The organism is Komagataeibacter nataicola (genome assembly GCF_003207795.1).
Lineage (GTDB): Bacteria > Pseudomonadota > Alphaproteobacteria > Acetobacterales > Acetobacteraceae > Komagataeibacter > Komagataeibacter nataicola.
Window position 1 is genome coordinate 54,609 of sequence record NZ_NIRT01000002.1, and the last position, 25,931, is coordinate 80,539.

The 25,931-nt window shown below is 65.7% G+C and carries 20 protein-coding genes; 5 read left to right on the forward strand and 15 right to left on the reverse strand.

What is annotated here, in order from left to right; all coding sequences use genetic code 11:
- Positions 1–2 precede the first annotated feature (2 nt).
- The 6 genes from xdhB to CDI09_RS01710 all read right to left on the reverse strand — a co-directional run bounded on the left by xdhB (position 3) and on the right by CDI09_RS01710 (position 10,489).
- Positions 3–2,363 carry a xanthine dehydrogenase molybdopterin binding subunit gene (gene xdhB / locus CDI09_RS01685; RefSeq protein ID WP_078526796.1) on the reverse strand — a complete coding sequence of 787 codons (2,361 nt, stop codon included), beginning with the start codon at positions 2,361–2,363 and terminating at the stop codon, positions 3–5.
- Complete coding sequence (gene xdhA / locus CDI09_RS01690; RefSeq protein ID WP_167370259.1) at positions 2,356–3,846, reverse strand: xanthine dehydrogenase small subunit; 1,491 nt, start codon at positions 3,844–3,846, stop codon at positions 2,356–2,358. Before xdhA ends, xdhB begins: the two co-directional genes overlap by 8 nt.
- Positions 3,847–4,092: 246 nt before the next feature.
- Entirely contained in the window at positions 4,093–5,442 is a 1,350-nt protein-coding gene (locus CDI09_RS01695; RefSeq protein WP_078528089.1) for an amidohydrolase family protein, read from the reverse strand.
- Between the two features lie 217 nt (positions 5,443–5,659).
- Positions 5,660–7,156 (reverse strand): Ppx/GppA family phosphatase, encoded by a 1,497-nt coding sequence (locus CDI09_RS01700; RefSeq protein WP_078526792.1) that lies wholly within the window; start codon positions 7,154–7,156, stop codon positions 5,660–5,662.
- Between the two features lie 45 nt (positions 7,157–7,201).
- Entirely contained in the window at positions 7,202–9,499 is a 2,298-nt protein-coding gene (locus tag CDI09_RS01705) for an RNA degradosome polyphosphate kinase (protein ID WP_110571160.1), read from the reverse strand.
- 228 nt (positions 9,500–9,727) lie between these two features.
- Positions 9,728–10,489, reverse strand: a complete 762-nt coding sequence (locus tag CDI09_RS01710) for a P-loop NTPase family protein (RefSeq protein ID WP_078526788.1) — start codon at positions 10,487–10,489, stop codon at positions 9,728–9,730.
- 134 nt (positions 10,490–10,623) lie between these two features.
- Between CDI09_RS01710 and purM the strand changes: the two genes are divergently transcribed.
- Positions 10,624–11,724 carry a phosphoribosylformylglycinamidine cyclo-ligase gene (purM, locus tag CDI09_RS01715; RefSeq protein ID WP_078526786.1) on the forward strand — a complete coding sequence of 367 codons (1,101 nt, stop codon included), beginning with the start codon at positions 10,624–10,626 and terminating at the stop codon, positions 11,722–11,724.
- 10 nt (positions 11,725–11,734) lie between these two features.
- Positions 11,735–12,355, forward strand: coding sequence for a phosphoribosylglycinamide formyltransferase (purN, locus tag CDI09_RS01720; protein WP_078526784.1), 621 nt, complete (start codon positions 11,735–11,737; stop codon positions 12,353–12,355).
- Between the two features lie 239 nt (positions 12,356–12,594).
- Here the strand turns inward: purN and ndk are convergent, their stop codons facing one another.
- On the reverse strand, positions 12,595–13,017 hold the full coding sequence (ndk, locus tag CDI09_RS01725) for a nucleoside-diphosphate kinase (RefSeq protein ID WP_010514331.1): 423 nt from the start codon (positions 13,015–13,017) through the stop codon (positions 12,595–12,597).
- 160 nt (positions 13,018–13,177) lie between these two features.
- On the opposite strand from ndk, the gene CDI09_RS01730 reads away from it, so the two are divergent.
- The gene (locus tag CDI09_RS01730) at positions 13,178–15,064 is read left to right on the forward strand and encodes an ABC-F family ATP-binding cassette domain-containing protein (protein ID WP_078526782.1); all 1,887 of its coding nucleotides are present in this window, start codon (positions 13,178–13,180) and stop codon (positions 15,062–15,064) included.
- Positions 15,065–15,199: 135 nt separating this feature from the next.
- Here the strand turns inward: CDI09_RS01730 and CDI09_RS01735 are convergent, their stop codons facing one another.
- Positions 15,200–16,384, reverse strand: coding sequence for an MFS transporter (locus CDI09_RS01735; protein ID WP_205836720.1), 1,185 nt, complete (start codon positions 16,382–16,384; stop codon positions 15,200–15,202).
- Positions 16,385–16,621: 237 nt separating this feature from the next.
- Between CDI09_RS01735 and CDI09_RS01740 the strand changes: the two genes are divergently transcribed.
- A complete protein-coding gene (locus tag CDI09_RS01740; RefSeq protein ID WP_078526780.1) occupies positions 16,622–17,746 on the forward strand; it encodes an AI-2E family transporter in 1,125 nt (374 codons plus the stop codon).
- A gap of 198 nt (positions 17,747–17,944) precedes the next feature.
- Here CDI09_RS01740 and CDI09_RS01745 read toward each other — a convergent pair whose 3' ends face one another.
- Genes CDI09_RS01745 through CDI09_RS01760 form a run of 4 tightly spaced genes read right to left on the reverse strand, consistent with a single transcriptional unit; the run spans position 17,945 to position 22,112 of the window.
- Positions 17,945–18,529 (reverse strand): HAD family hydrolase, encoded by a 585-nt coding sequence (locus CDI09_RS01745; protein ID WP_078526778.1) that lies wholly within the window; start codon positions 18,527–18,529, stop codon positions 17,945–17,947.
- Complete coding sequence (locus tag CDI09_RS01750; RefSeq protein ID WP_078526776.1) at positions 18,526–19,011, reverse strand: hypothetical protein; 486 nt, start codon at positions 19,009–19,011, stop codon at positions 18,526–18,528. Before CDI09_RS01750 ends, CDI09_RS01745 begins: the two co-directional genes overlap by 4 nt.
- A gap of 15 nt (positions 19,012–19,026) precedes the next feature.
- Entirely contained in the window at positions 19,027–20,163 is a 1,137-nt protein-coding gene (locus CDI09_RS01755; protein WP_078526774.1) for a DegT/DnrJ/EryC1/StrS family aminotransferase, read from the reverse strand.
- Positions 20,160–22,112: a polysaccharide biosynthesis protein gene (locus CDI09_RS01760; protein ID WP_205836604.1), complete on the reverse strand. Its 1,953-nt coding sequence runs from the start codon at positions 22,110–22,112 to the stop codon at positions 20,160–20,162. Before CDI09_RS01760 ends, CDI09_RS01755 begins: the two co-directional genes overlap by 4 nt.
- Before the next feature lie 67 nt (positions 22,113–22,179).
- Here CDI09_RS01760 and CDI09_RS01765 point away from each other — a divergent pair, with 67 nt between their 5' ends.
- Positions 22,180–23,220 carry a glycosyltransferase family 4 protein gene (locus CDI09_RS01765; protein ID WP_078526772.1) on the forward strand — a complete coding sequence of 347 codons (1,041 nt, stop codon included), beginning with the start codon at positions 22,180–22,182 and terminating at the stop codon, positions 23,218–23,220.
- Positions 23,221–23,284: 64 nt separating this feature from the next.
- On the opposite strand, the gene CDI09_RS01770 is transcribed toward CDI09_RS01765, so the two are convergent.
- The 3 genes from CDI09_RS01770 to CDI09_RS01780 form a co-directional block, all read right to left on the reverse strand.
- Positions 23,285–23,743 carry a hypothetical protein gene (locus CDI09_RS01770; protein WP_078526770.1) on the reverse strand — a complete coding sequence of 153 codons (459 nt, stop codon included), beginning with the start codon at positions 23,741–23,743 and terminating at the stop codon, positions 23,285–23,287.
- 49 nt (positions 23,744–23,792) lie between these two features.
- Positions 23,793–24,224, reverse strand: coding sequence for a MarR family transcriptional regulator (locus CDI09_RS01775; protein ID WP_078526768.1), 432 nt, complete (start codon positions 24,222–24,224; stop codon positions 23,793–23,795).
- 149 nt (positions 24,225–24,373) lie between these two features.
- Positions 24,374–25,822, reverse strand: a complete 1,449-nt coding sequence (locus tag CDI09_RS01780) for a leucyl aminopeptidase family protein (protein ID WP_408884480.1) — start codon at positions 25,820–25,822, stop codon at positions 24,374–24,376.
- Positions 25,823–25,931: the final 109 nt, after the last annotated feature.

Sequence of the window (25,931 nt, forward strand, 5' to 3'; positions counted from 1 at the left end):
GGTCAGCCAGCGGGAGGCGGGCCGCAGCGCAGGCGCTCTGCCGTGCGCAGGATCATCTCCGGCGTGGCGGGCGCATCGAGCCGGGGGCAGGTGCGGTAGCCATCAAGGCTGGCCAGCGCGTCCGATATCGCCTGCAGCACCGACACCCCATGCACGAAGGGCGGCTCGCCCACGGCCTTGGAGCGGAAGATGGTGTGCTCGCGGTTGGGCGCGTTTTCCAGCAGGTCCACGTTGAACACGCGCGGGCGGTCGGAACAGGCAGGGATCTTATAGGTGCTTGGCGCGTGGGTGCGCAGGCGGCCTGCCTCATCCCATACCAGTTCCTCGCAGGTCAGCCAGCCTGCGCCCTGCACGAAACCGCCCTCGATCTGGCCGATATCGAGTGCGGGGTTCAGCGACTGGCCTGCATCATGCAAAATATCGACGCGGTCGATTTTCGTCTCGCCGGTCAGCAGGTCGATCACCACCTCCGAACATGCAGCCCCGTAGGCGAAGTAATAGAAGGGCCGCCCCTGCCCCGTATCGCCATTCCACGAGATCTTGGGCGTTTTATAAAACCCGTTGGCCGACATGGACACGCGCGCGAAATAGGCCTGCCGCGTCAGGTGCGAAAACGCAATCACCTTGTGGCCCACATGCACGCCATCGGGAGCGAAGCGCACTTCATCCTCGCCCACGTTCCAGTGGCTGGCGGCAAATTCCACCAGCCGGCGCTTGATGCGACGCACGGCATCAAGCACCGCCATGCCATTGAGGTCAGCCCCGCTCGAGGCCGCTGTGGCCGAGGTATTGGGCACCTTGCCGGTGGTGGTGGCGGTAATGCGCACCTGGTCGGTCCCGAGGCCAAATTCACGCATGGCCACCTGAACCATCTTGGTGTGCAGCCCCTGCCCCATCTCGGTGCCGCCATGGTTCACCTGCACCGAGCCATCGGTATAGACATGCACCAGCGCCCCGGCCTGGTTGTAATGGGTGGCGGTGAACGAGATGCCGAATTTGACCGGGGTGATGGCGATGCCACGCCGCAGGTACGGGCTGGCGGCATTGAATTCGCGGCACGCCGCCCGGCGCTGTTCGTAATCGCAGCGCCGGGCCAGCGCGGGCAGCAGGTCGTGGGTAATCGAGTCTTCCACCACCATGTTATAGGGCGTGACGTTGCGGTCATGCGTGCCATAGGCGTTGCGCAGGCGGACCTCGAGCGGGTCGAGGCCAGTGGCGAACGCAATCTCCTCGATCACGCGCTCGGCGGCGACGATACCCTGCGGGCCACCAAAGCCACGATAGGCGGTGTTGGACTGCGTGTTGGTGCGCAACGGCTCCGAGCGCAGGCGCACATCGGGGTAGAAATAGGCGTTATCGGCATGGAACAGCGCACGGTCGATGACCGGGCCGGACAGGTCGGCCGACCAGCCGCAGCGCGCGGCGAGCACCATGTCCACCGCCACGATCCGCCCTTCAGCGGTAAAGCCAACATCATAATCGATCACGAAGTCATGACGCTTGCCGGTCATGGTCATGTCGTCATCGCGGTCGAGGCGCATCTTGGCGGCCCGGCCCGTTTTATCAGCCACGAGGGCGGCGAGGCAGGCACAGGCATTGGCCTGCGTTTCCTTGCCGCCAAAGCCGCCGCCCATGCGCCGCACCTCGACGGTAATGAGGTTTGAGGGGCGGTCGAGCACATGGGCGACCATGTGCTGCGTCTCGGTCGGGTGCTGGGTGGATGAGGTGACATGCATCTCCCCTTCCTCGCCCGGCCGGGCAAGGGCCACCTGCCCTTCGAGATAGAAATGCTCCTGCCCGCCCACGGTAATGCGGCCCGCAAGCCTGCGGGGCGCGTGTTCCAGCCCGGCCAGCGCATCGCCGCGCTTCATTTCCATCTGTCGCCAGACCATCGGGCTGCCGTTTTCACGCGCCTGCGCAATGTTCAGGATGGCGGGCAGGTCTTCATACTCCACCTGCGCCAGACGCGCCGCACGCCGGGCGGCGCCCCGCGTGGTGGCGGCGACCACGAACAAGGGCTGGCCGTAAAACGAGACAAGATCCTTTGCCAGCAGCGGCTCATCGCCCTTGCCCACCGGGCTGATCTGGTTCTCGCCCGGTATGTCGGCGGCCGTATAGACCGCCACCACGCCCGCGGCCTGCCGCACGGCGTCAAGGTTCATGGACACGATGCGGGCATGGGCGCGCGTGCTCAGCCCGGGCACGAGGTGCAGCGTGCCACGGGGTTCGGGCAGGTCGTCAATGTAGCTGGCCGTGCCCTGCACATGCATGGCCGCGCTCTCGTGCCGCAGGCTTTCCGATGCGCCGCCGGGCACGACACCAGCAGCGGGATCTGCGGTGGCCGTAATGTTGGCATCAGCCATGAGCGTGATCTCCCGTGGCGGCGCAGGCCGCGTGCACGCTGGTGGGCACACGGTCGGCCTGCGGCCCGCACTCAGCGTAAAGCCGGGTGAGCAGGTTGGCGGCCACGGTGCTGCGGTACCACGCACTCGCCCGCATGTCGGTCAGGGGTGTGAAATCCTTCATGATCGCCTCACGCGCGGCCTGTAACGTGGCCTCATTCCACCTGCGGCCCGCAAGCGCTGCCTCCGTAAGCCGCGCGCGGCGCGGGGTGGCCGCCATGCCGCCAAAGGCGATGCGCGGGTTGCTGATGGTGCCATCAGGCGCAAGCGTGAGCGAAAACGCAGCCAGAATGGCCGAAATATCCTGATCGAACCGCTTGGACACTTTCCATGCGCGGATGACCGTATCGGGCGCGGGGGTGGGAATGGTGATCCCCTCCACGAACTCGCCCGGCGCGCGGTCCTGTTTGCCATATTCGATGAAGAAATCTTCCAGCGCGATGGTCCGGCGCACGTCACCCCGGCGCAGGTGCAAAATGGCCCCGGCCGCGATCAGCACCGGCGGGCCATCGCCAATGGGCGAGCCGTTGGCGATATTGCCGCACACCGTGCCCGCATTGCGCACCTGCACCGAACCGATGCGGCGAAACACGTCCTCATCCGGCTGGGGCAGGATTTCCGCCAGCGCGGCGCGGGCTTCCTGCCATGTCACGGCAGCGCCGATGTACAGCCCTTCCGCCGTGGGCCCGATACGTCGCAGGTCGGCAATCTGGCCAATGGAGACCACATGCGGCAGGTCGCGCAGGCCCTTGGTCACCCACAGTCCCACATCGGTCGCGCCCGCCACGATACGGGCCGCGGGGTTTTCAAGCAGCGTCTGGGCCAGCGCATCCGCCGTTACGGGAATGCTCAGGCGGCCCGCGGGAGCGGTGATGTCAACCGTGGCCCCATCGCGCAGGGCGCGCAGGCGGTCGGCCATATCATCCGCCATGGCATCAAAATGGTCCGGTCCGGCCTGCATGGCATGACGCATCGCGCGCACGATGGGCGCATAGCCGGTGCAGCGGCACAGATTGCCTGCCAGCATGTCGTCAATGCCGCGCTCATCCTGCGCAAGCCCCGCCGCCTTGCGGCCCGCCACCATGGACATGACAAAGCCCGGCGTGCAGAACCCGCATTGCGAGCCATGATGCTCCACCATGGCCTGCTGCACCGGATGCAGCGTGCCATCAGGCGCGCGCATGTCCTCGATGGTGAGCACCTGCGCGCCATCGAGCATGCTCACGAACTGGATGCACGCATTGACCGCGCGCCAGACAAGGCGTTCGCCTTCAAGCCGCACCACAAGCACCGTGCAGGCGCCGCAATCGCCTTCGTTACAGCCTTCCTTGGTGCCGGTGAGGCCACGTTCCTCGCGCAGCCAGTCCAGCAGCGTGCGTGTTGGCGCGATGTTGGCCAACACATGATATTCGTTTCCGACATAGAAACGGATATCGTGTCTGATCCCCGTCAAACCTGTTCCCTTGTCCTGTGGCCACGGACCGCCTCACCCCCCTCAAGGCAGACAGCCGGAACAGCCATTGATGTCTTATGATCCCCTTATATGGGAACGTGATCCTACCCTGTCACCCTGCCCGAAAGCAAAGGGGCAATGCCCTGAGGCCTCTTTTCAGGGTGCGGCCCGGAATGCTGTCCTTTGGGAAAAAGGCAGCACCCGAAAACTTTTATCATTTTTGTCAGGGCGTTACTTTTAAACGGATAACCGCGCCGCCTGCCGCATACGTGCCGACAAGCCGGACCGGAAGGCCGGGCAGGGCACGTAGCCTCCCCGGCCCGCTCCCTCATGTAGCGCTCCGTTGCGCAATGCCACCACCCCGCCCCGGATCACGCACACCGCCTGCCCGCCCAGCGCGATGCCACCGTACAGCCCGCCCGCGCTGGCAGGGCGGGTCTCCTGCGCATCGGGGTTCCACAGCACGAGGTCGGCATCCGCGCCCGGCATGATGGCCCCCTTGCGGGGGTAGATGTTGAACGCCCTTGCCGCCGCCTCCGACGTGGCGCGGACGAATTCCTCCGCCTCCATCACGCCCGCCTGCACGCCATGCCGCCACACCACGCGCATCCGCTCGGCCAGCCCCCCTGCCACGCCATGGCCCGCCTGCCCCACCGGGCTGAAGCCGCTGGCCACCATGCTCACCGCACCACAGGCCAGCGCGCCCCACAGCGCGCGGCGGTGCGTGCCATCCCGAAAAGGGGGACGGATCAGATAGGGGGAAGCATCATCGGCATCATATACCGCCTCATCAAGCACAAGATGCGGTGCAAGCACATGCGCCTGCACGCGCTGGGCCTGGGCGCGGGCGGCAATGATGGCGGCACACGCACCCGCGGTTGAAACCGGCCCCACATGCACCGGTGCGCCCACCAGCCCTGCCAGCATGATGGCCCGGCCCACGGCTTCCGCCTCGATGGCGGGCGGGCAGGCCAGCAGGCAGGCCTCGCCTCCGCTCACGCCCGCATGGTCAAGAGCCGCGCGGAGGTAACCCATGGCGTGCGCGTTCTGCGCTTCGATGATGCATAAGGCGCCAAGGCCCGCCGCATGAGCCGCCAGATCAAGGATTTCACGGTCCGCCATGCCGGATGCCATGGACAGGTGAAAGCTGTTGACCCCATGGGCCACCAGCGTGTCCATGCCGCCCGTGACAGCGCCACCGGCATCCGGCAGCCCCATGCACAGCCCGACATCGACCGGCGCACGGACCGCCGCATGCCGCCAGTCGCGCCAGGCCTGCGCCATGTCCCGCCCGTGGGGCTGCATCACATCAATTACGGTGGTGGTGCCGCCTGCCAGCGCCGCAGCCGTTGCAGCAAAACCGGCCTCATCCGCGCCAATGCCGGTGTGGGGGTCAACCCCGCCCGGCAGCACCAGCAGGCCGTCGGCATCAATGACCATGCAGCCGGTGGGGGCTTCAAGCTCCGGCCCCACGGCCAGAATTTCCCCCACGCCGCCGCACAGCACATCCACCCGCAGGCTGGCCTGCCCCGTTACGACCGTGCCGCCGCGTATCAGCAGCAGGTCGCGTTGCTCTCCGTGCTTCATGCCGCCTCCGTCACAGATATACCTGAGCGTTTCTGGATGCCGCCTGTTTTCGGCAAAGGCGACGTATTCCGAAACTTTTGAAAAAAGCTTCACCAAAAACTTTTATCATTTCAGGATATTATTAGACCTGCCTTTTCAAACAGCCTGCAAGGAAACGCCGCCTTTTATGAAAAAAGGCGGCATCCATAAACTGCTGACCTTTCAATCAGCGCGCCAGTCAGTGATCGCGGATGCGCACCGGCATGTCCATTGCACTGCCCAGGCGCTCGAGCCTGCGGCGCACGCTCTCGCCCTGCACCACATCGCGCCCCGGCGCAAAATGCAGCGACAGCGTGCCATCGGCCATTTCCAGCCGCGTGCCATCAAGCAGGGCTTCCGTGCCGCCACTCACCGTATAGGCCAGCCGCAAGGCCTGCCCCAGCACTACGGCATGGGCAAACTGCGCGGGGTCGAGCAACTGGCGCGAGGGTTGCAGATACGCCACCGACAGGTCAGCCCCGTAACGCACCGCAAGCGTAAGCGACAGGAAGGCCCGCGCCTGATGCGTAAAGCCCACCCCCTGCAGGCGCAGGATGCGCAGATAGGTCTGCTCGGCCCGGTATTCCGGGTGGTCATGCGCGCCAACATCCGACAGCCAGCACGCCACCGCGCGCAGGCGGCGGGCCACGGGGTCTTCATCGGGGAAGAGTGGCGCCGTCCAGTCCGCCAGGCGCTCGGGCAACTGCATGCTGCGGCCGAGCATGCAGCACATCTCGCGCGCCACGGCATCCTGCGGGTCATTATCGGCCACGCTGGCGGCGACATTGCGCATGTACCACCCCTCGCGCAGGCCATCGACGCAGAAGACCAGCCCGTTGGGCTGCGCATGCCGCATGAGCCGGCGCAGCACGGTGGCGGCATAGGGCGCATCATCGAGCCGCTTGCGCGGCACGCCGGGCAGGCGCTCGATCGAGCGTTTGTTGGCCCCCAGGATCCAGTCTGTCATCTCGCGCGCGGTATCAGGCGCAAGCTGGTACAGATGCACGATATTGAGCGGATAGGCCGTGCGCGCGATCTGCATGCGCGCCAGCGCCCGAAAGGCGCCCCCCACCAGGTACAGATCCTGCCCGCGCACATCTTCCAGCCAGCCCACGCGGGCCAGGTCCTCATCGACCAGCGCGCGCGCGCGGGCCAGATCGCCATCGGCGCGGTCATTAAGCCGGATCACGCCCAGCGGCAGGGTGCAGGCATCGCGCTTGCGCCCGTTCTCGATACGGATCAGCTCAAGCGAGCCACCGCCAATATCGGCCACCAGCCCGTTGGCGTCGGGGATGCCGCACAGCACGCCGGTGGCGGAATAATCGGCCTCCTCCTCCCCGCTCAGGATGCGGATCGGCACGCCGGGCAGGCGTGATTTCAGGCCCGCCACGAATTCCGGCCCGTTGGTGGCGTCACGCACCGCCGCCGTGGCCAGTACCTCGAAGGGGCTGGCCTCCATGCCGCGTGCAATGGCGTTGAAGCGGGCCATGACCTCCATGGCCAGCGGCACCGCCTCCTCGTTCAGCCGGCCCGTGGCGTTGAGCCCCCGGCCCAGCCTGAGCACGACCTTCTCGTTGAAAATGGGCGCGGGATTGCGCGAAATGCCGTCAAACACCACAAGGCGCACGGAATTCGAACCCAGATCAATGACCGCCGAACGGCGAAACCCGCCAGCACCCGTCACATCGCGCCCCATATGCTGCCAGCGCATCCTGCCTTGAGCGTGCCCATGCCGTAATCCTCAGTCCTCAATAATCTGCTCCGCATGCCACGGCTGCGACGCGCTGACCCGGATCGGGGCTTCTGGCGCGCCACGTACCGGATAGCCCGGATGCTCCATGAAATACTCATGCGATGAAAAGGGCCTGCGCCCCGGCTCCAGCCGCCGCCAGACCCCGTTACGCTGTAGAATCCACGACTGCAGGTTGTCTTTGAGATCGATCATCATGATCTGGTCAAGCACGCGGGCATGAATTTGTGGGTCGAGCATGGGCACCATGCTTTCCACCCGCCAGTCCATGTTGCGCTGCATCCAGTCCGCCGAGGAAATATACAGCTTCGCCTGCTTCGATGGCAGGCGGTGCCCGTCGCCAAAGGCATAGATGCGCGCATGCTCGAGGAAGCGCCCCACGATGGACTTGACCTTGATGTTCTCCGAAAGGCCCGGCACGCCGGGGCGCAGGCAGCAGATGCCGCGCACTACGGCCACAATACGCACCCCCGCGCAGGATGCGGCATACAGCCGGTCGATCAGGTCGGGATCGACCAGCGAGTTCATCTTGAGCCAGATCTGCCCCGGCCTGCCCGCCTGCACATGCGCGATCTCCCCTGCGATCAGCTCTTCAAGCGTGCGGCGGATGGTGACGGGCGAGAACGCGATCGCCTCCATCTTCGCGGGCATGGCGTAGCCGGTCATGTAGTTGAACAGCCGCGCCGAATCGCGCGCAAGCTCCGGGTTGCACGTAAAGAACGACAGGTCGGTATAGATCCGCGCCGTGATGGGGTGATAGTTGCCCGTGCCGAAATGCGCATACGAGCGCAGGCCGCTGCCCTCGCGCCGCACCACGAGGCTGAGCTTGGCGTGGGTCTTGAGGTCGGAGAAGCCGAACACCACCTGCACGCCAGCGGCCTCGAGCGCGCGGGCGAGGCGGATGTTCGCCTCCTCGTCAAACCGGGCGCGCAGTTCCACCATGGCGGTGACGGCCTTGCCTGCCTCGGCCGCCTCGATCAGCGCTTTCACGATCGGGCTGTCGCGCGAGGTGCGGTACAGCGTCTGCTTGATGGCCACCACGGCGGGGTCGAGCGCGGCCTGCCGCAGGAACTGCACCACCACGTCAAAGCTTTCAAACGGATGATGCACGATCATGTCGCGCGCGCGGATGGCGGCGAAGCAGTCGCCCCCGCAATCGACAATCCGCTCGGGGAAGCGCGGCGTGTAGGGCGGGAACAGAAGGTCGGGCCGGTCATCGACGATCAGCTGCTTGAGGTCCACCACCCCGATCAGCCCGGACTGCACGAACACTTCATCCGGCGGCGGGGCAAGCCCGTCGGCCATGGAGCGGGCCAGATCCTCAGGCATGCGCGATTCGATATCGAGATGGATCACCACGCCACGCCTGCGGCGCTTGAGCGCACTCTCATACGAGCGGACCAGATCCTCAGCCTCGTCCTCGAACTCCACGTCCGTGTCGCGCACCACGCGCATCACCCCCCAGTCGCCCGCCACGAGGCCGGGGAAGAGGCGGTCGATGCACATCACGATCAGGCGCTCGAGCAGAATGAAGCGCGTGACACCAGGCGGCGAAAGGCTTGCTGGCAGCCGGATGAAACGCTCGATGCGCGCAGGCAGCAGGATCAGCGCCTCCATCACGAATTGCCCGGTCTCGGCATTCATCAGGCGCAGCGCCTGCGCAATGCCCATGTTGGGAATAAAGGGCAGCGGATGGGCGGGGTCGATGGCCAGCGGCGTCAGCACGGGGAAGACGCGCTCCATGAAGCAGCTATCGAGCCATTCCTGTTCCTCGGCGGTGAACGAGACCTCATCGCACACCACGATGCCCGCGCCCTCAAGCTCACGCTGCAGGTCGCGCCAGATGCGCTGCTGCTCCTGCAACAGCCGCCCCGTACGCTCGCGCACGGCCGAAAGCTGCTGCTGGGGCGTCAGCCCGTCGGGCGAGGTCTTGACCAGCCCCTCGCGCACCTGCCCCACAAGCCCCGCCACGCGCACGGAATAGAATTCATCAAGGTTGGAGGCGCTGATCGACAGGAAGCGCACGCGCTCGAGCAGCGGGTTGCGGGGGTTGTCGGCCTCATCGACCACGCGCTGGTTGAAGTCGAGCCACGACAGCTCGCGGTTGATGAAGCGCGCGGGTGATGTGGCGTCGATTGTGGTTTCAGGGGCTGCGCGCAGCGCAACCTGTCGCCCTGCCGCTTTGGCGGAGGCAGCGCGGCTGCGCGCGCGGGGCGCCGGTTTTGCGCCCGTGGCAGGCTTGCGTGGCGTTCTGGCCAATGGATTCGCGCTCCCGTTCGGCGGTGGCATTGCTTGTTGCAAGTGATTCTAGACGACAGAGCGCCCTTTTGGCCAGCACCAAGCCCGTGCGGGCGCGCCATTCCCCTCAGGGGAGGCTTTTTTCAAAACGCTTCAGGGAATGCTGCCTTTTTGGGAAAAAGATGGCCCCCAAAAACCTTTATTCCAAAAGGGATATCTGCCAGCGCGCCTCAGCCTGCCGCCTATGAATTTTTTATGACAGGCTCCGCCCCGGCGCTTCTAGTCCAGCGACACGAGCGGCAGTTCGGCTGGCAGAAGGTCGGCCAGCACGTGTGCGGCCAGGGCGCGGGTGACCGGGCGGCCCGAGGCAAGGGCTGCATGATCCAGCCGGTTTGCGGCCTCCTGCACGGCCAGCGCCGTGCGCGGCAGGCGGCGCAGCAGCCACTCCACCACCGGCTGCGCCACAACCATCTGGCGCTCGGCCAGCAGGCGCAGCAAAAGCACGCGCAAAAGCCCGTCGCCCGGCTGGCCGATGGCCACCGCCATGGTTGCGCGCAACCGGCTGGCCAGATCCGGCAGGGCCACGGCCCAGCGCGCGGGCGGCGTGCGCGCCCCCAGCAGCAACACCATGCCATGCTCGCGCGCGGCGTTGATCAGGTGCAAAAGCGCGCGCTCATCGGCGCATTCATCAGCACTATCGAGCGCAATGGCCATGAGCGGCACGCGCGCGCCACAGGCCGGGAACAGGGCCGCCACATGCGCATGCGACAGACTGGCCCCATGCAGCAGCCGCGCGCCATGGCGGCGGGCCCAGATTTCAAGCAGATGGGTCTTGCCGGTGCCCGCCGCCCCCCAAAGCGCCAGCCTGCGCTCGGGCCATGGCGTGGGGCCAAGCAGCCAGCTGCGGGCAGCGGCGTTGGAGGCGGCAAAAACGAAATCGGCAGCACGGAAACGCGGCGTGTGGGCAAACGGCAACACCATCTGGCCGATCATTGCGGCAGGCGTGTTTTCATCCGTTTTCAGCTTCGTATGCTCAACCACCGCTTTGTGCGCAGCCCCACCATGACGTAAAGAAAGCCGGAAGTCCGTTTGAACCCGGCTCCCAGGGCGGTTTTCATAGCCTGCGCGAGGGAGTCCGGGAAAGTGATAGTTTGCTTGTGAAAAAGGCCTGCTGCATGACGTCCGCCCCCCGCCCGCCCAACGCCAACCCCGCCAACGCGCCGAGCGCCACCTACCGCGATGCCGGGGTGGATATCGCCGCAGGCGACGCCCTGGTCGAGGTCATCAAACCTGCGGCAAAGGCCACGGACCGCCCCGGCACCATGGGGGGGCTTGGCGGATTCGGCGCGCTGTTCGACCTCAAGGCCGCCGGTTTTTCCGATCCCATTCTCGTGTCGTGCACCGATGGCGTGGGCACCAAGCTCATGATCGCCATCGAGAGCGGCCTGCATGAAACCGTGGGCATCGACCTCGTGGCCATGTGCGTGAACGATCTTGTGGTGCAGGGCGCAACGCCACTGTTCTTCCTCGACTATTTCGCCACCGGCAGGCTTGCGGTCGAGGATGCAGCCAAGGTGGTGCGCGGCATAGCAAAGGGCTGCGCCGAGTCGGGCTGTGCGCTGGTGGGCGGCGAAACCGCCGAGATGCCGGGCATGTACGGCCCCGGCCATTACGATCTGGCTGGCTTTTCGGTCGGTGCCGCAGAGCGCACGGCGCTGCTGCCCGGCGATATCCGCCCCGGTGACACGCTGATCGCGCTGCCTTCGGCGGGCGTGCACTCCAATGGCTTTTCGCTGGTGCGCAACATCGTCAAACGCAGCGGGCTGGGCTGGGATGCCCCCTGCCCCTTCGCCGAGGGCCAGACGCTGGGCGAGGCGCTGATGACGCCCACCACACTCTATGTCCGCCCTGTGCTCGACCTGCATCATGCGGGCCTGCTTGTGGGGGCCGCCCACATTACCGGCGGCGGCCTGCCGGGCAACCTGCCGCGCGTGCTGCCCAAAGGCGTGCGCGCCGTGCTCGATGGCACGGCCTGGCCGGTGCCGCCGGTCTTCCCGTGGCTGGCCAGCATTGGCAATGTCACCACCGAGGAAATGCTGCGCGTTTTCAACTGTGGCGTGGGCATGGTGCTGGTGGTGCGTGATGCCGATGCCGCCATGGCGAAACTGGCCGAGCGCGGGCAGCAGGCCTTCATCATCGGCGCCATCACGCAGGGCGAGAGCCCGGACAGCCCGGCCACGCTGACCTTTGATGAACTACCCGAACTGCGTGACTGACCCGGCCCCGATGCACAAGACACCCATCGCCATCCTCATCAGCGGGCGCGGCAGCAACATGCGCGCGCTGATTGCAGCCTGCGCACGGCCTGACTACCCCGCCCGCATTGCCCTGGTGCTGAGCAACAACCCCGATGCACCGGGGCTGGACGTGGCGCGCAAAGCCGGGCTTGCGGCGCAGGCCATCGACCACCGCGCCTACCCCCGCGACCGCGAAGGCCATGAGCGCGCGCTCGACGCCGCGCTGCGGGCCGCGGGCGTGGAATATATCTGCCTTGCGGGCTACATGCGCCTGCTCACGCCGTTCCTGACCACGGCGTGGAAGGAGCGGATGCTCAACATCCACCCCAGCCTGCTCCCCGCCTTTCCCGGCCTGCACACGCATGAGCGCGCGCTGGAAAACGGTACCCGCATCCACGGCTGCACCGTGCATTGGGTGACCGAGGGCATGGACGAAGGCCCGGTCATCGGCCAGGCCGCCGTGCCGGTGCTGGATGGCGATACGCCAGACACACTGGCCGCCCGCGTGCTGGAGCAGGAACACAGGCTCTACCCCGCCGCCCTGCGCCGCGTGCTGGCCCCGGCCACGACACCCGCGCCTGATGCGGCTGCCAGCCTGCTGGCGGTGTAAACACGCTTCCGGACGCTGTCTTTTTTTAAAGGCAGCGTCCTGTCGAAGCTTTTTCTCTTCTGCTTTTACCGTAGCCGGGCCTCTGCACGGCCAGATCTGTCATTTCCGCTTTTAACAACATTACGTGCGATAAAATATTTATACGCAAACCAGCCCGCAGGCATAAAAAAAGCCGACCCGAAGGTCGGCTTTTCCGTAACCGGGGCATGATACCCCGGCCCTTTTCTGATCCGGAAGGATCAGGGCAGGATCTCGGTGCCAGCGAAGAAGAAGGAGATCTCGTTCTTCGCGTTCTCGAGGCTGTCGGAGCCGTGCACGGAGTTGGCTTCGATGCTCTCGGCAAACTGGGCGCGGATGGTGTGGGCTTCGGCCTTCTTGGGGTCGGTCGCACCCATCACTTCGCGGTTCTTCAGCACGGCGTTCTCGCCTTCAAGCACCTGCACCACGACCGGGCCGGAGATCATGAAGGACACGAGGTCGTTGTAGAACGGGCGCTCCTTGTGCACTTCATAGAACGCGCCAGCGGTCGCCTTGGTCAGCTGGATGCGCTTCTGGGCAACGATGCGCAGGCCATTGCCTTCGAACACGGCATTGATCTTGCCGGTCAGATTGCGGCGGGTCGCATCGGGTTTGATGATGGAGAGGGTACGTTCGACTGCCATGGGACAGCTCCTTTCAACAGGTTGCAAAATATACGAGGCGGCATTGGACATAAGCCGACATCACCTTACAACCGCCATCTAGAGCATATCGCCGCAGACTGGTAGGTACAAACCCGCACGAAACCAGCCATGCCCCCTTTATTGCCGGAGTTTTCCGCCCGTGAGCCTGCTCGTCATATCTGACCTGACCCTGCGCATTGCAGGGCGCACCCTGCTTGATGGCGCGAGCCTGAGCATCGACCCCGGCCGCAAGATCGGCCTCGTGGGCCGCAACGGGGCGGGCAAGTCCACGCTGCTGGCAGCCATTGCGGGTGATATCGCGCCCGATGGCGGCACCATTCACCTCTCGGCGCGCGCCCGCATGGCCCGCATCAAGCAGGAGGCGCCCACCGGCTATGGCTCCCTGCTCGACACCGTGCTGGCGGGCGATACCGAGCGCACGAGCCTGCTGGCCGAATCCGAAACCTGCACCGACCCCGCCCGCATTGCCGATATTCACGAACGCCTGCTCGCCATCGATGCCCATAGCGCGCCCGCCCGCGCCGCCGCCATCCTGTCCGGCCTTGGCTTTGACGCCAGCGCCCAGGCGCGCCCGGTATCCGACTTTTCAGGCGGGTGGCGCATGCGCGTGGCGCTGGCGACCGCGCTGTTCCTCAACCCCGACCTGCTGCTGCTCGATGAGCCGACCAATCACCTGGACCTTGAAGCCACGATCTGGCTCGAGAACTGGCTGGCCCGCTTTGGGGGGGCTGCGCTCATTGTCAGCCACGACCGCGGGCTGCTTGACCGCGCGGTGGATGCCATCGCCCATCTAGACCGGGGCAAGCTCACGCTCACGCCCGGCGGATATGAGGAGTTCGTGCGCATCCGCACCGAGCAGGCGCTGCAACAGGCCCGCATGGCCGAGCGCATCAACGCCAAGCGCGCGCATATGCAGTCCTTTGTCGACCGTTTCCGCGCCAAGGCCACCAAGGCCAAGCAGGCGCAGGCCCGCATCAAGGCGCTGGAAAAACTGCCGCAGATCGACAGCGTGGTGGAGGATGTGCCCAGCCACTTCTCCTTCCCCGAACCCTCCGCCCTGCCACCGCCGATGCTGACCATGGAGCGCGTGAGTGCGGGGTATGGCGAGCACACCATCCTCTCCAACCTGTCGCTGCGCATCGACATGGAGGACCGCATCGCCCTGCTGGGTGCCAACGGCAACGGCAAATCCACCTTTGCCAAGCTGGTGGCAGGCAGGCTGGAACCTCAGTCCGGCACGATCCAGCACAGCCCCAAGCTGAAGGTGGGCTATTTTGCCCAGCATCAGGCCGAGGAACTGCGCCCGGACGAGACGCCGGTGGACCACATGGCCCGCGCCCTGCCCGATGCCACGCCACCCGCCGTGCGCGCGCAGCTCGCCCGCTTCGGGCTTGATGCGGAGCGGGCCGAAACACCCACGCGCGACCTGTCAGGTGGCGAAAAGGCTCGCCTTCTGCTGGCGCTGGCCACACGCGATGCCCCCCACCTGCTGATCTTGGATGAACCCACCAACCACCTTGACCTTGATGCACGTGATGCGCTGATCCGCGCCCTGGCCGAATTCGAGGGCGCCGTGCTGCTGATAAGCCATGACCCGCATCTGGTTGAGCTCGTGGCCGACCGGCTGTGGCTGGTGGGTGATGGCACGGTGCGCCCGTTTGAGGGTGACATGGCGGAATACCGCGTGTGGTTGACCGAACGCGCCCGCGCGGTCGCAGCCAGCAACCCCGACCGCCCCGCCGCTGCCCCGAAGCGCGATGACCGCCGCGAACGCGCCGAGGCCCGCAAGGCCACAGCCCCCCTGCGCAGGCGCATCCGCGATGCCGAGCAGCTTATGGCGAAACTGGTGGCGGAACGCACAAAGCTCGAAGCCCGCCTGGCCGACCCCAAACTGTATGAAACCGGCAAGCCCGATGAGGTTACTGCGCTCAACACCCGCCTTGCCGCCATTGCACGCGAACATGACCGCGCGGAGGAAGACTGGCTGGAAGCCGAAACCGAGCTTGAAGCCGCGAATGCAGAATAAAAACTCCCAGATTGACAGGAGATTATTTGAAAACAGATCATTGATAAAAAAATAAGAAAAGTTTTCAGGTGCCGCCTTTTTTCAAAAAGGCGGCGTCTTCTGAAGCTTTTTGAAAAAAAGCTTCACCAAAAACTTCTATCGTTTACACGCAGCCTTGCGGGAAGCGGGCAGCCCGATCAGGAAAATCCCCAGCCCCACCGCCGAAAGGCAGGCCCCGGCCCACCCCACGGACTGCGCCCCATAACCCGCCGCAATCACCGCCCCGCCCAGCCATGCCCCGAAGGCGTTGGCGATGTTGACGGCGGAATGGTTGAGTGCTGCCGCCAGCCCCTGCGCTTCGGCCGCCACGTCCATGAGCCGGGTCTGCAGGGCAGGCAGCAGGGCGATGATGCAGCCGGTCAGCCCGATGACCGGCAGGATCAGCCATACATTGCCCGCACAGAGTGCAAACAGGCAGGACATGAGCGTGCTCGCCACCAGGGTTACGATGATGGCCAGCACCGGGCTCACATCCACCAGCCGCGCGCCCGCCATGTTGCCCGCCACCATGCCCACCCCCCACAGCATCTGCGCCACTGGCAGCACGCCAGCCGAGACCCCCGTCACCCCGAGCAGCACGGTGGAAAGATAGGTGCCGACACAGAACATGCCACCAAACCCGACCGCCCCCGTGGCCAGCGTCAGCCAGACCTGCGGGCGGCGGAGCGCGCCAAGCTCGCGCCGCAGGGAGGGCGCATGGGCGGGATCGACCGGCACCCGCGGCAGGTTGCGCGCCATCAGTCCGAACGCCACGCCCCCCATAAGCGTGACCAGCCCGTAAACCGCGCGCCAACCGAGTGCTTCGCCCACCCATGTCACCAGCGGCACGCCCACCACATGCGCAATCGTAAGGCCGGAAAATACGCCCGCCACCGCCCGCCCCCGGCGCGCGGGCGGCACCATTTCTGCCGCCACCAGCGCCGCCACGGCATAAAAGGCGCCATGCGGCAGCCCGGTCAGAAAACGCAGGGCCACCAGCGTGGCATAACCGGGCGCCAGGGCGCACCCGGCATTGCCCGCCACGAACACGGCCTGCATCACCAGCAGCAGCCTGCGCCGGGGCATGCGGGCGGCAAACAGGGTAACGAGCGGCGCGCCCACCACAACGCCCAGCGCATAGGCGCTGATGACATGGCCTGCCACCGGCACGCCAACCCCCAGTGACCCCGCCACGCCGGGCAGCAGCGCCATGAGCGCGAACTCACCCGTGCCGATGGCGAAGGTAGCCACCGCCAGCGCCCCCCAGGCGGCCCATACGCGCCCCGCCGCAAGGGGGGCCATGTTCGCATCACTCACACATCACCCTTTCCCGATGGGGAAGATTGGCTTGCCGCCTGCACATCAATGCAGCATTAACCCAATCGGGGCCATATCACGTTACCAGACCATCCGTGGCGGAATTTTACGCTCCGGCAATCTGTCCGCCCCGCCATACGTTATCCGGGTTCACGCCTCGCGCACGCCAACCCCGTTCCACACGTTTCATGTCCATTCCATGCCCAGTATACGGACCCATAGATGACAGCCTCCCCGCCTACGGCTCCCTCTTCCAACGAACCCGATACAAGACCTGCCCATCATAAGGATGACATAACCGACCCCCGCGCCACCCAGCTGGCGCGCATCTATGCCCTGCTGCGGCTGACGCTGATCGTGACCATCGTGGTCATGCTGATCTGGGTGGTGGGCGATGTGCTGATGGTCATCTTCGCCGCGACCCTGGTGGCGGTGATCCTGCACAACCTCGCCAGCCAGGTCGAGCGGCACACGCGCATGCCTTACTGGCTGGCGCTTTCCACCGTGGTGGTGGTGCTGATCGGCGCGCTGACCGGCCTGATCTGGAGCAGCGGACCCGAAATATCGGAGCAGGCGGTCAAGCTGCGCACCGCCCTGAGCGAGCAGGCCCACAACCTGCGTGACAGCATGGGCCATTCCTCCACCGGGCGGATGATCCTTGATAACCTGCCCACCACGCTTGGCGGCAACGAACAGACTTCAGGCAATGGCGGATTCGGTTCCATCGCGGGGTCGATGACGGGCTTTGTCTCCTCGGCCTTCGGCGCTGCGGGCACGCTGGCCGTGATCCTGATTGCGGGGCTGTATTTCGCCATCTCGCCCGAAATCTATGTCAATGGCATGCTGCGGCTGATCCCCCACCCCTACCGCAAGACCTCGCGCACGCTGCTGCTGACCGCAGGCCGCACCCTGTGGGCGTGGACGGCAGGGCAGGCGCTGGACATGACAGTAGTGGGGCTGCTGTCCTTCATCGGTCTGTGGTGCATTGGCGTGCCGCTGGCCCTCGCCCTTGGCGTGGTGGCGGGAATGGCCAATTTCATCCCCTATATCGGGGCCTTCGTGGGGGCTGTGCCTGCCGTGCTCATCGGGCTGTCACAGGGCACGCGCGAGGGGGTGATGGTGCTGGGGCTTTACGCCGCCATCCAGTTCTTTGAGGGCAATGTCATGGCGCCGCTCATCCAGCGCCATGCAGTCAAGATGCCGCCGGGGCTGACCATCCTGTCACAGACGATCTTTGGCACCATCCTGGGCATTCCGGGCTTGATCCTCGCTTCCCCGCTCACCGCCGCCCTGCTCGCCACCATGGACAAGGCCACGCCGAAACTCGACGAGGACGAGCGGGTTTAGGCACCCGCAGGCATTCAAAAACCTGATCTTCTTAATGGCTGCCTGAAAAAGGCAGCCCCATAATACCTTGAAATAATAAAAGTTTTTGGTGAAGCTTTTTCAAACAGCTTCGAAAGACGTCCCCCTTTCTGAAAAAAGGCGACAGCCAGAAACTTCCCTTAATTTTTTATCAAAGACCTGTTTTCAAACACTCTCCTGTCAGGCCTGCAGGGTGTTCACATCCACATGCGCCATGCCCGCACGGGTCGCGGCCTGCATGCCCTCGCGGCTATCCTCGAACACGAGGCAGGTGGCGGGCACACACGCCAGATGGCGGGCCGCGAGCAGGAACATGTCCGGCGCGGGCTTGGGGTGGTTTACGTCATCAATGGTGATGATGACATCGAACAGCTTCTCAAGCCCGAGATGGCTCAGGCAGGCAGAGACAACCTGCCGCGACCCGTTCGAGGCCACCGCCATGGGCAGGCGGCCATGATACGCGCGGGCGATATCGGTCACGACCGTGATCTCGCGCAGCACATGCAACTGCTGGAGCATGCTGGTCCGCGCGTTCGAGATGATGCCATCACGGTCGACCACGCGGCCAAGACGCTGCTCGACAATATCGAGCACCATATGCTCGGACATGCCGCCATGGCCATGAAACCACTCCGGCGGCACGCCCTGGCCGATTGCCGCCTCAAGGGCTGTGAGCCAGCCTTCACGATACAACGGCAGGCTGTCGACCAGCGTGCCGTCGCAATCAAAGATCAGGCCCTGCGTGCCTGCGCGAACAAGGCTCATGGAAAAGCCGACCGGGCGTAGTCATACTGGTTGACCAGATCACGCAGCGCGTCGAAATCCTTGTCCTTGTAGTGATGGAAGCGGATCACGGCGCCGGGGCGTTCCTCCACGAACACGGTGTTGTTCCAGTCAGCCGCGCTGATGCCGGTCCACAGCGTGATGCGGTACGGCACGGCGGGGCCGCTGGCCTGTTTGCCATCGGGCGCGACCTGCATTTCCATCACGGCATCACCGCTTGAGGGCGGGGTCTGGCCCAGCGGTCCCCAGCCCTTGGTGTGGGCCTGCAGCCAGTCATTGAGCGTCTTGACCTGGGCTGCCGTAAGCGTGCGCTCGCGCCGCATGGGGCCAACCGCAATGGTGCCCGACTGCATGGTGGGGAAGCTCAGCGGCCGGAAATTGGGCATGGCCATGTACCACAACCCTGCTGCCGTGCCGATGGTGATGAACAGGAACCCGATCAGCAGGGCGGTTTCGCGTCTCATTGGCGTATGGTCTCCTTATGCACACACAGCCGCGATAACCCGGGCCACGTCATTATCCGACAGTTCCGGATGTAGCGGAAGCGCCATGATCCGGCGCGAAATATCTTCAGCCACCGGCAGCGATGCGCCGTCATGGCAGCCCTCATAGGCCGGCTGGCGGTGCAGCGGCCGGGGGTAATAGATGGCCGAGGCCACGCCACGGGCCTTGAGCTTCTCCTGCATGGCGGCGCGATCGGCCTCGCCCCGGGTCAGCACGGAATAGATCGCCCATGAGGACTCGCTATCCGCCACGCGGGCGGGTGGCGTCAGATGGCCCGTGATGCCTCTGTCATACGCGCTGGCAATGGCGCGCCTGCGGGCAAGCTCGGCATCGAAACGGTCCAGCTTGGCCAGGATGATGGCGGCCTGCAGCGTATCGAGGCGGGCATTCATGCCCGTGCGCAGCACCTCGTAGCGGGTCTTGCCCTCGCCATGGGTGCGCAGCGAGCGGTAGAGTTCGGCGCGTTCGGGGTCATCGGTCAGGATCGCGCCCGCATCGCCATACGCCCCGAGCGGCTTGGAAGGGAAGAAGGACAGCGTGGTCGCCACCCCCTCGCGCCCCAGCCTGCGGCCAGACAGGCTCGCGCCATAGGCCTGCGCGCAGTCAGCCATGAGGAACAGGTCCTCTTCCGCCGCAATGGCGCGCAGCTCGGGCCACGGCGCGGGCTGGCCGAACAGGTCCACCCCGATCAACGCGCGCGGACGCAGGCGGCCGGCCCTGCGCACGTCAGCAATGCGCTGGCGCAGATTTTCCGGATCGATCTGGAAGGTGTGCGGGTCCACATCCACAAAAACCGGGGTAGCGCCGAGCACCAGCGGCACCTCCGCCGTGGCGGTGTAGGTAAAGGCGGGCAGGAACACGGCATCACCTTCCCCGATTCCCTCCGCCATCAGCACGACCTGGATGGCGTCGGTGCCCGATGACACCCCCACGCACTCACTGGCCCCGACATAGCTGGCCAGCCGGGATTCGAGTTCGGCCACTTCGGGGCCCATGACAAAGCGGCAGTGCCGCATCACCGCATCGACACGCTGGCGCAGTGCATCGGCAATGGCGGCCTGCTGTCTGGGCAGATCAAGAAAACCTATGGGTGCCTGCGCCGGAGCGTTCATGATGCATTCCTTTCCACATCGCCCTGCCCCGCCGGAACCTGGGTGACCACGCCATGCGGGTTATGAACAAATTCAGGTACGAGCCTGCGCGCAAGATCCAGCGCCCGCGCGCTGTCACCATTACGACATGCCACTGTCAGTGCATCCATGATATTGACGACCTGCGCAAGGTCCACCGTACGCGGCGTTGCCATCCGCAAACTGGGACAGCCGGTGGGTTGCAGGATTTCCTGGCTGTAAAACAGGTCTTCGGCCAGCTTTTCACCCGGTCGCAGCCCGGTGAAGCGGATCTGCACATCACGCCCCGGCCGCAGCCCCGCCAGCACGATCATCTGCCGCGCCAGTTCAAGGATGCGCACCGGCGTGCCCATATCAAGCACGAACACCCCGCCCCGGCGCAGCAGGGCGGCGGCGAGCTGGTCCTCCTGCGCGCCGGTGCCACAGGCGCTGGCCTGTAGCACCAGCCCCACGGCTTCCGACACGGTCATGAAATAGCGCTGCATGCGCGGGTCGGTCACCGTAAGGGGGCCACCGCGCTCAAGCTGGTGCTGGAACAGCGGAATGACCGAGCCGGTCGAGCCCATCACGTTGCCAAAGCGCACGGTCACGCAGCGCATGGCCTCCGGGCCGCCCGCGCATCGGGACCGGGCATCAAGGGCCTGACAGTACATTTCCGCCACGCGCTTTGATACACCCATGACACTGGCGGGATTGACTGCCTTGTCGGTCGAGATGAGCACCATGGCCCGCACCCCGTGGCGACTGGCCGCATCGGCCACGATGCGGGTGCCGGTCACGTTGGTCAGCAGCCCCTCGCACGGGTTGGCCTCCACCATGGGCACCTGCTTCAGCGCCGCCGCATGAAACACCAGCTCGGGGCGATAGCGGGCAAAAACCCGCTCCATCCGCGCGTGGTCACGTATATCGGCCAGCACCAGATGGCGCTTCAGCGCGGGCACCGTCGCTTCCAGGTCGATATCCACCTGCCATAGCGGGAACTCGCCCATATCGAGCAGGATCAGTTCCGCAGGCGCATGCCGGGCGATCTGGCGCGCCAGCTCCGCCCCGATCGAACCGCCCGCCCCCGTTACCAGCACCCGCCGCCCGCGCAGCATGCTGGCCAGTCCCTGCTCATCCGGCGCCACGGGCTGGCGTGGCAGCAGGTCGGCCAGCCTTACAGGATGCAGCGGAGCCCGCACGCGGCCTGTCAGGCCGGACAGGTCGGGCATGCAGCGCACCGGGGTGCCGCTTTCATGCGCCATGCGCAGAACAGTGGAAAGCCGCTCGCCCCGGCAGTTCGGGTCAGCCACCACCACCATCCAGTCCTCATCCGCCCCCAGTGCCGCCAGAATGGCCCGCAGGTCGCCTACCTGCCCCAGCACCGGCAGGCCGCGCAGCCTGCGCCCGGGGCGGCGCGGGCGGCCTTCAAGCACCAGACCTGCCACCCGGCGGCCCATATGCGGCACCAGCGCCAGAAAACGGCTGGCATCTTCCCCATCACCCAGCACGATCACGCGCTGACGGCCCCCAAGCCCCCGCAGGCCCTGCCGCCAGTACTGGTATCCCCCCCGCACGACCGCCAGCAGCACGAACGCCGCCATGCCGTAAACCATGCCAAATGCCGGGACAGCCGCGCCGAGCAGGGCCAGAACCCCCAGCACCAGCCCGCCTGCCAGCGCGCATGCCCCGCCCAGCCGCCAGAAATCGGACCGCCCGGCAAAGCGCCAGTGCTGCTGAAAAATGCGGAACGGCCACCCTGCCACCCCAAGCCCCGCCATGCCCAGCATGGGCGCGCCACCCGGCAGGGGAGCATGATAACCGCACGCCCAGGCCGCAAGGCTTGCCGCCAGCCCCCCCAGAACCGTATCAAGCACGCAGTTCAGCGCGATGGTCCGTGTCATGCGCAGGCACTCGGCCAGGGAGTGAGCGCTGGAGGATTGCGTTGCCATTACCCCCTCCCTATAGCCGAGCCAGCGGGGGGCAAGAAGGAGAGATCATGCCCCGGACCCCGCTTTCATGACCCTTGTGCATGCCGATCATGGCGCGGGCGTGCTTTTCGTGCTGCTGCTTGGCGCAGGTGCGGCCCTGGCTGCCGTGCTGTCGCGCCGGGTCATCGGGCTGCGCGTGCTCGATTACCCCACCGGGCGCAGCGCCCATGCCCGGCCCGTGCCCAAAGGCGGCGGGCTGGCCATTCTGGCCGTGTTCGTAACGGGTGTGCCGCTGGCGCAGATGATCTGGCATCATGCCCCCACCCTGTCCGACAAGACCCTGCTGGCCGCCACCGCATGGCTGGGCCTGTTTTCGTGGCGCGATGACATGCACCCCATGCCCGCCATGTGGAAGCTTGGCGCGCAGGTGCTGGCGGCACTGCTGGTGGCCTGGGGCAGTCTGGGTGTGCTGCCGCATGATGGCGCGACATGGGGCCTGCTGCTGGGGCGCGGCCTGTGGCTGGTCGTGTTGTGCAACGCCATCAACTTCATGGATGGGCTGGACGGGCTGGCCGCGGGCTGCACCCTGCTCGCCTGCGTGGTCACCGCCATTCTATGCCTGCATGTTCATGCCGGGGTGGAGACATGGGGCACGGCGCTGGTCATGGCTGTTGCCATTGCCGGTTTCCTGCCCTTCAATTTCCCCAAAGCGCGGCTGTTCATGGGGGATGTGGGCAGCCAGTGCTGTGGCCTCGTGCTGGGTGCGCTGGGGCTGCACATGGCCGACCTGCCGCCACTGGCGCATGGCTGGGCGCTCATGCCGCTCATGCTATCGGGCCTGCTGGCCGATGTGGGGGTGACGCTGCTGCGCCGCATGCTGCTGCGCCGCCCGCTCCTGCAGGCGCACCGGGAGCATGTCTACCAGATGGCCCATCGCAGCGGCATGAAACCCTTATCCATCACCGTGCTGGCCTGGGCGGCCACGCTATGCGGCACGGGGGCTGCGTGCGCGCTGGCAGGCGGCGTGATCGGCCTGCCTGCCGCAGCAAGCGGGCCGCTGGCGCTGCAACTCGCCTGGGGCGTGATGGTAATCTGGCGCGTGCGCCATACGCCGGGATTGCGGTGGTAGAAACGGAACAGGGGGAACGGCCCTGCGACCATTCCCCCTGACCGATCGTGACAGATAACGGACCTTACTTGTGCGTAAAGGTAATCTTCATGCCCTGGGCCGCAGCGGCAAGGCGGCCGCCGGAGCTTGAGGTATCGAGCCGGATACGCACGCCCGCGGGGTTGTTGAGCAGAACCGCGCCGATGCCGGTGCCTGCTGTCACATCCCCGTTGACGGCGGCGTAGCTTCCCTCAAAATCCTTGACCGAATGCAGGTTATAGACCGTGCCGCTGCCCTTGATGTTGGCATAGCCCACGGCCGCGAGCGACCCGCCCTCGACCTTGAAGCGGTAGGTATGGTGCCCATAGACCAGCTTGCCCGTGCCCCATGTATGCCCCACGCCGATATCAAGCGACTTGAACTTCATGGTGACGGTGCCCGATGGCGTGCCAAGCGAGGACTCCTCGGCCATTGCCACGCACGGCAGGCTGGCGAGAGGGGCTGACGCAATGGCGAGAGCAAGCAGACGTCGAGAGATATGCATTAAGGTAAACCTTCCGTCGCGGAATGCACGAAGAGAACCTGCTGCTAACTCAGCTCGCGCGGCGAAGTTCCTCGGTGCGGCGCGCGCGGGGTGCCTTGCGCACGGGAGCGGCAGCCTTTTCCTGCACTGCGGCGGATGTTTCGTTCACGATCGTGCGCAGGTCGCGCAGGAAGCCGTTGCCCTGCGGGGTGTGCGTGATCAGCACCGAGCGGCGGTCCATCGGGTCGGCCGTGCGGCGGGCGAGGCGCAGGTCCTCGAGGCGGTCGAGCGCGCGGGTGATCGCGGGCTTGGACACGTTCAGCTCAGCGGCGAGGCCACGCACGGTGTGGGCGCTGTCGCTGAGGTAGCAGGTCAGGAACACTGCAAGCTGGCGGGCGGAAAGATCAGGCCCGTCACGACGAACCATGGCGACAACGGTGTCGCGCAGGGAGAGCGTCATCTGGTCCGCATTAGCCTGATTAGCCTGTGATGACTTGGCCATCGGTTGGAATCCTCTGTCATGATGTCGTGCCAGCCGACGGGCCTGTGGGCCGTGGAATCGGGCTGGCACGAAAATGGTGTTTTCTGGTGGTGCCTATATAATTGGCATTTACGGCATATATAAGTCGCATCTGGCAAATTAGTTCGATTTCATAATTGTTTCTTTAACGGCGCGTTCGTTTCGTCAAGATTAAATATTTTTAACATTCCTACATAAGCCGCTCTTAAACCTAGACTTTCTCCGCCTTCCGGGCGGCCGGGGCGGTCAGAATCGTTCCATCCATAGGTATCGATATGAACCCAACGCACATCAGTTTTGACAAAATTCTCTAAGAAAAGAGCCGCCGTAATCGCTCCTGCCATCGGTTTGGATGAAATATTGTTCAGGTCTGCCACCGGACTGCGCAGCCATTTGCGGTAGCCCGGCCATAGCGGCAGGCGCCATAGCGGGTCGCCGCAGGCATGCCCCGCCGCCTCCAGCGCAAGGGCTGTTTCATCGCTGTTGCTGAACAGCGCGGGCATGTCGGGGCCCAGCGCCACGCGGGCGGCCCCGGTCAGGGTTGCGGCATCGACCAGCAGGGCAGGGTCATGCTCGCATGCGGCGTGCAGCAGGTCGCACAGCACCAGCCTGCCCTCGGCATCGGTATTGCCGACCTCGACCGTCAGCCCCGCGCGCGTGCGCACCACGTCAGACGGGCGCATGGCGCGGCCCGACACGCTGTTCTCCACGCAGCCCAGCCGCAGCTCCAGCCGCACCGGCAGGTCGCGCAGTACCACCAGTCGCGCCAGCGCAAGCATGATGGCAGCGCCCCCCATGTCCTTTTTCATCCGCAGCATGGATGAGGGCGGCTTGAGGTCATAACCGCCGGTATCAAAACACACGCCCTTGCCCACCAGCGACAGCAGCGGAGCATCCTCGCGCGCGGTGCTGCCGCTCCAGCGCGCCACCACCACGCAGGGTGCGCGCTCCGAGCCCATGCCCACATGGAACACGGTAGGGAAATCCTGCTCCAGCCGCGCGCCGCGAATGACCGACACCTCGGCGCCCAGCGGTTCCAGCGCCATCTGCGCCGCCCGCGCCAGCTCATCGGGGCCCATCAGATTGGGCGGCGTGTTGATGAGCGAGCGCGCAAGGTTGATGCACTGCGCCACCGGGCCTGCCGCCGCACCCGCCGCATCAACCACCAGCCGCGCCCGCGGGGGTTTGGGGGCTACGTCGCGCCCGAAGGCAGGCATGCGATACGCGCCAAGGCAGAAGCCAAGGGCCATGTCGGCAGCCGCGACATCCTCTGGCGCGCTGATGCGCCACAGGCCGCTTGGCAGCGAGTCGGGCAGGACGCCGAACACGAAGGGCTCGGCCCCGTCCGCCGCTTCCGGCACGCCAAGCACGGCGGTGGTGATGTTGCCATCCGCATCTGGCAGGCCCAGCACCTGCCCGTAACGGGCGACAAAACCGGCCTGCAGCGCAAAACGCGCCGCCTTCTCGCCCACCAGCGCCTCAAGCCCCCCCAGCGCCGAGGGACGGATGGCGTGCACCACGCCTACGGGTTCATGCCCCACGTCATGCAGGGCGACCAGGCAGTCAGGTTGTTGCGGCATGTTCATGGCGTTCCTCGGTTGCGTCATCTGTTATTGGCGCCAAGGGTGCGTCCGCCATCGCGCCAACGCAACACCCTCAGGTGCACCCATGTGGTTTTGCTTGCATTTC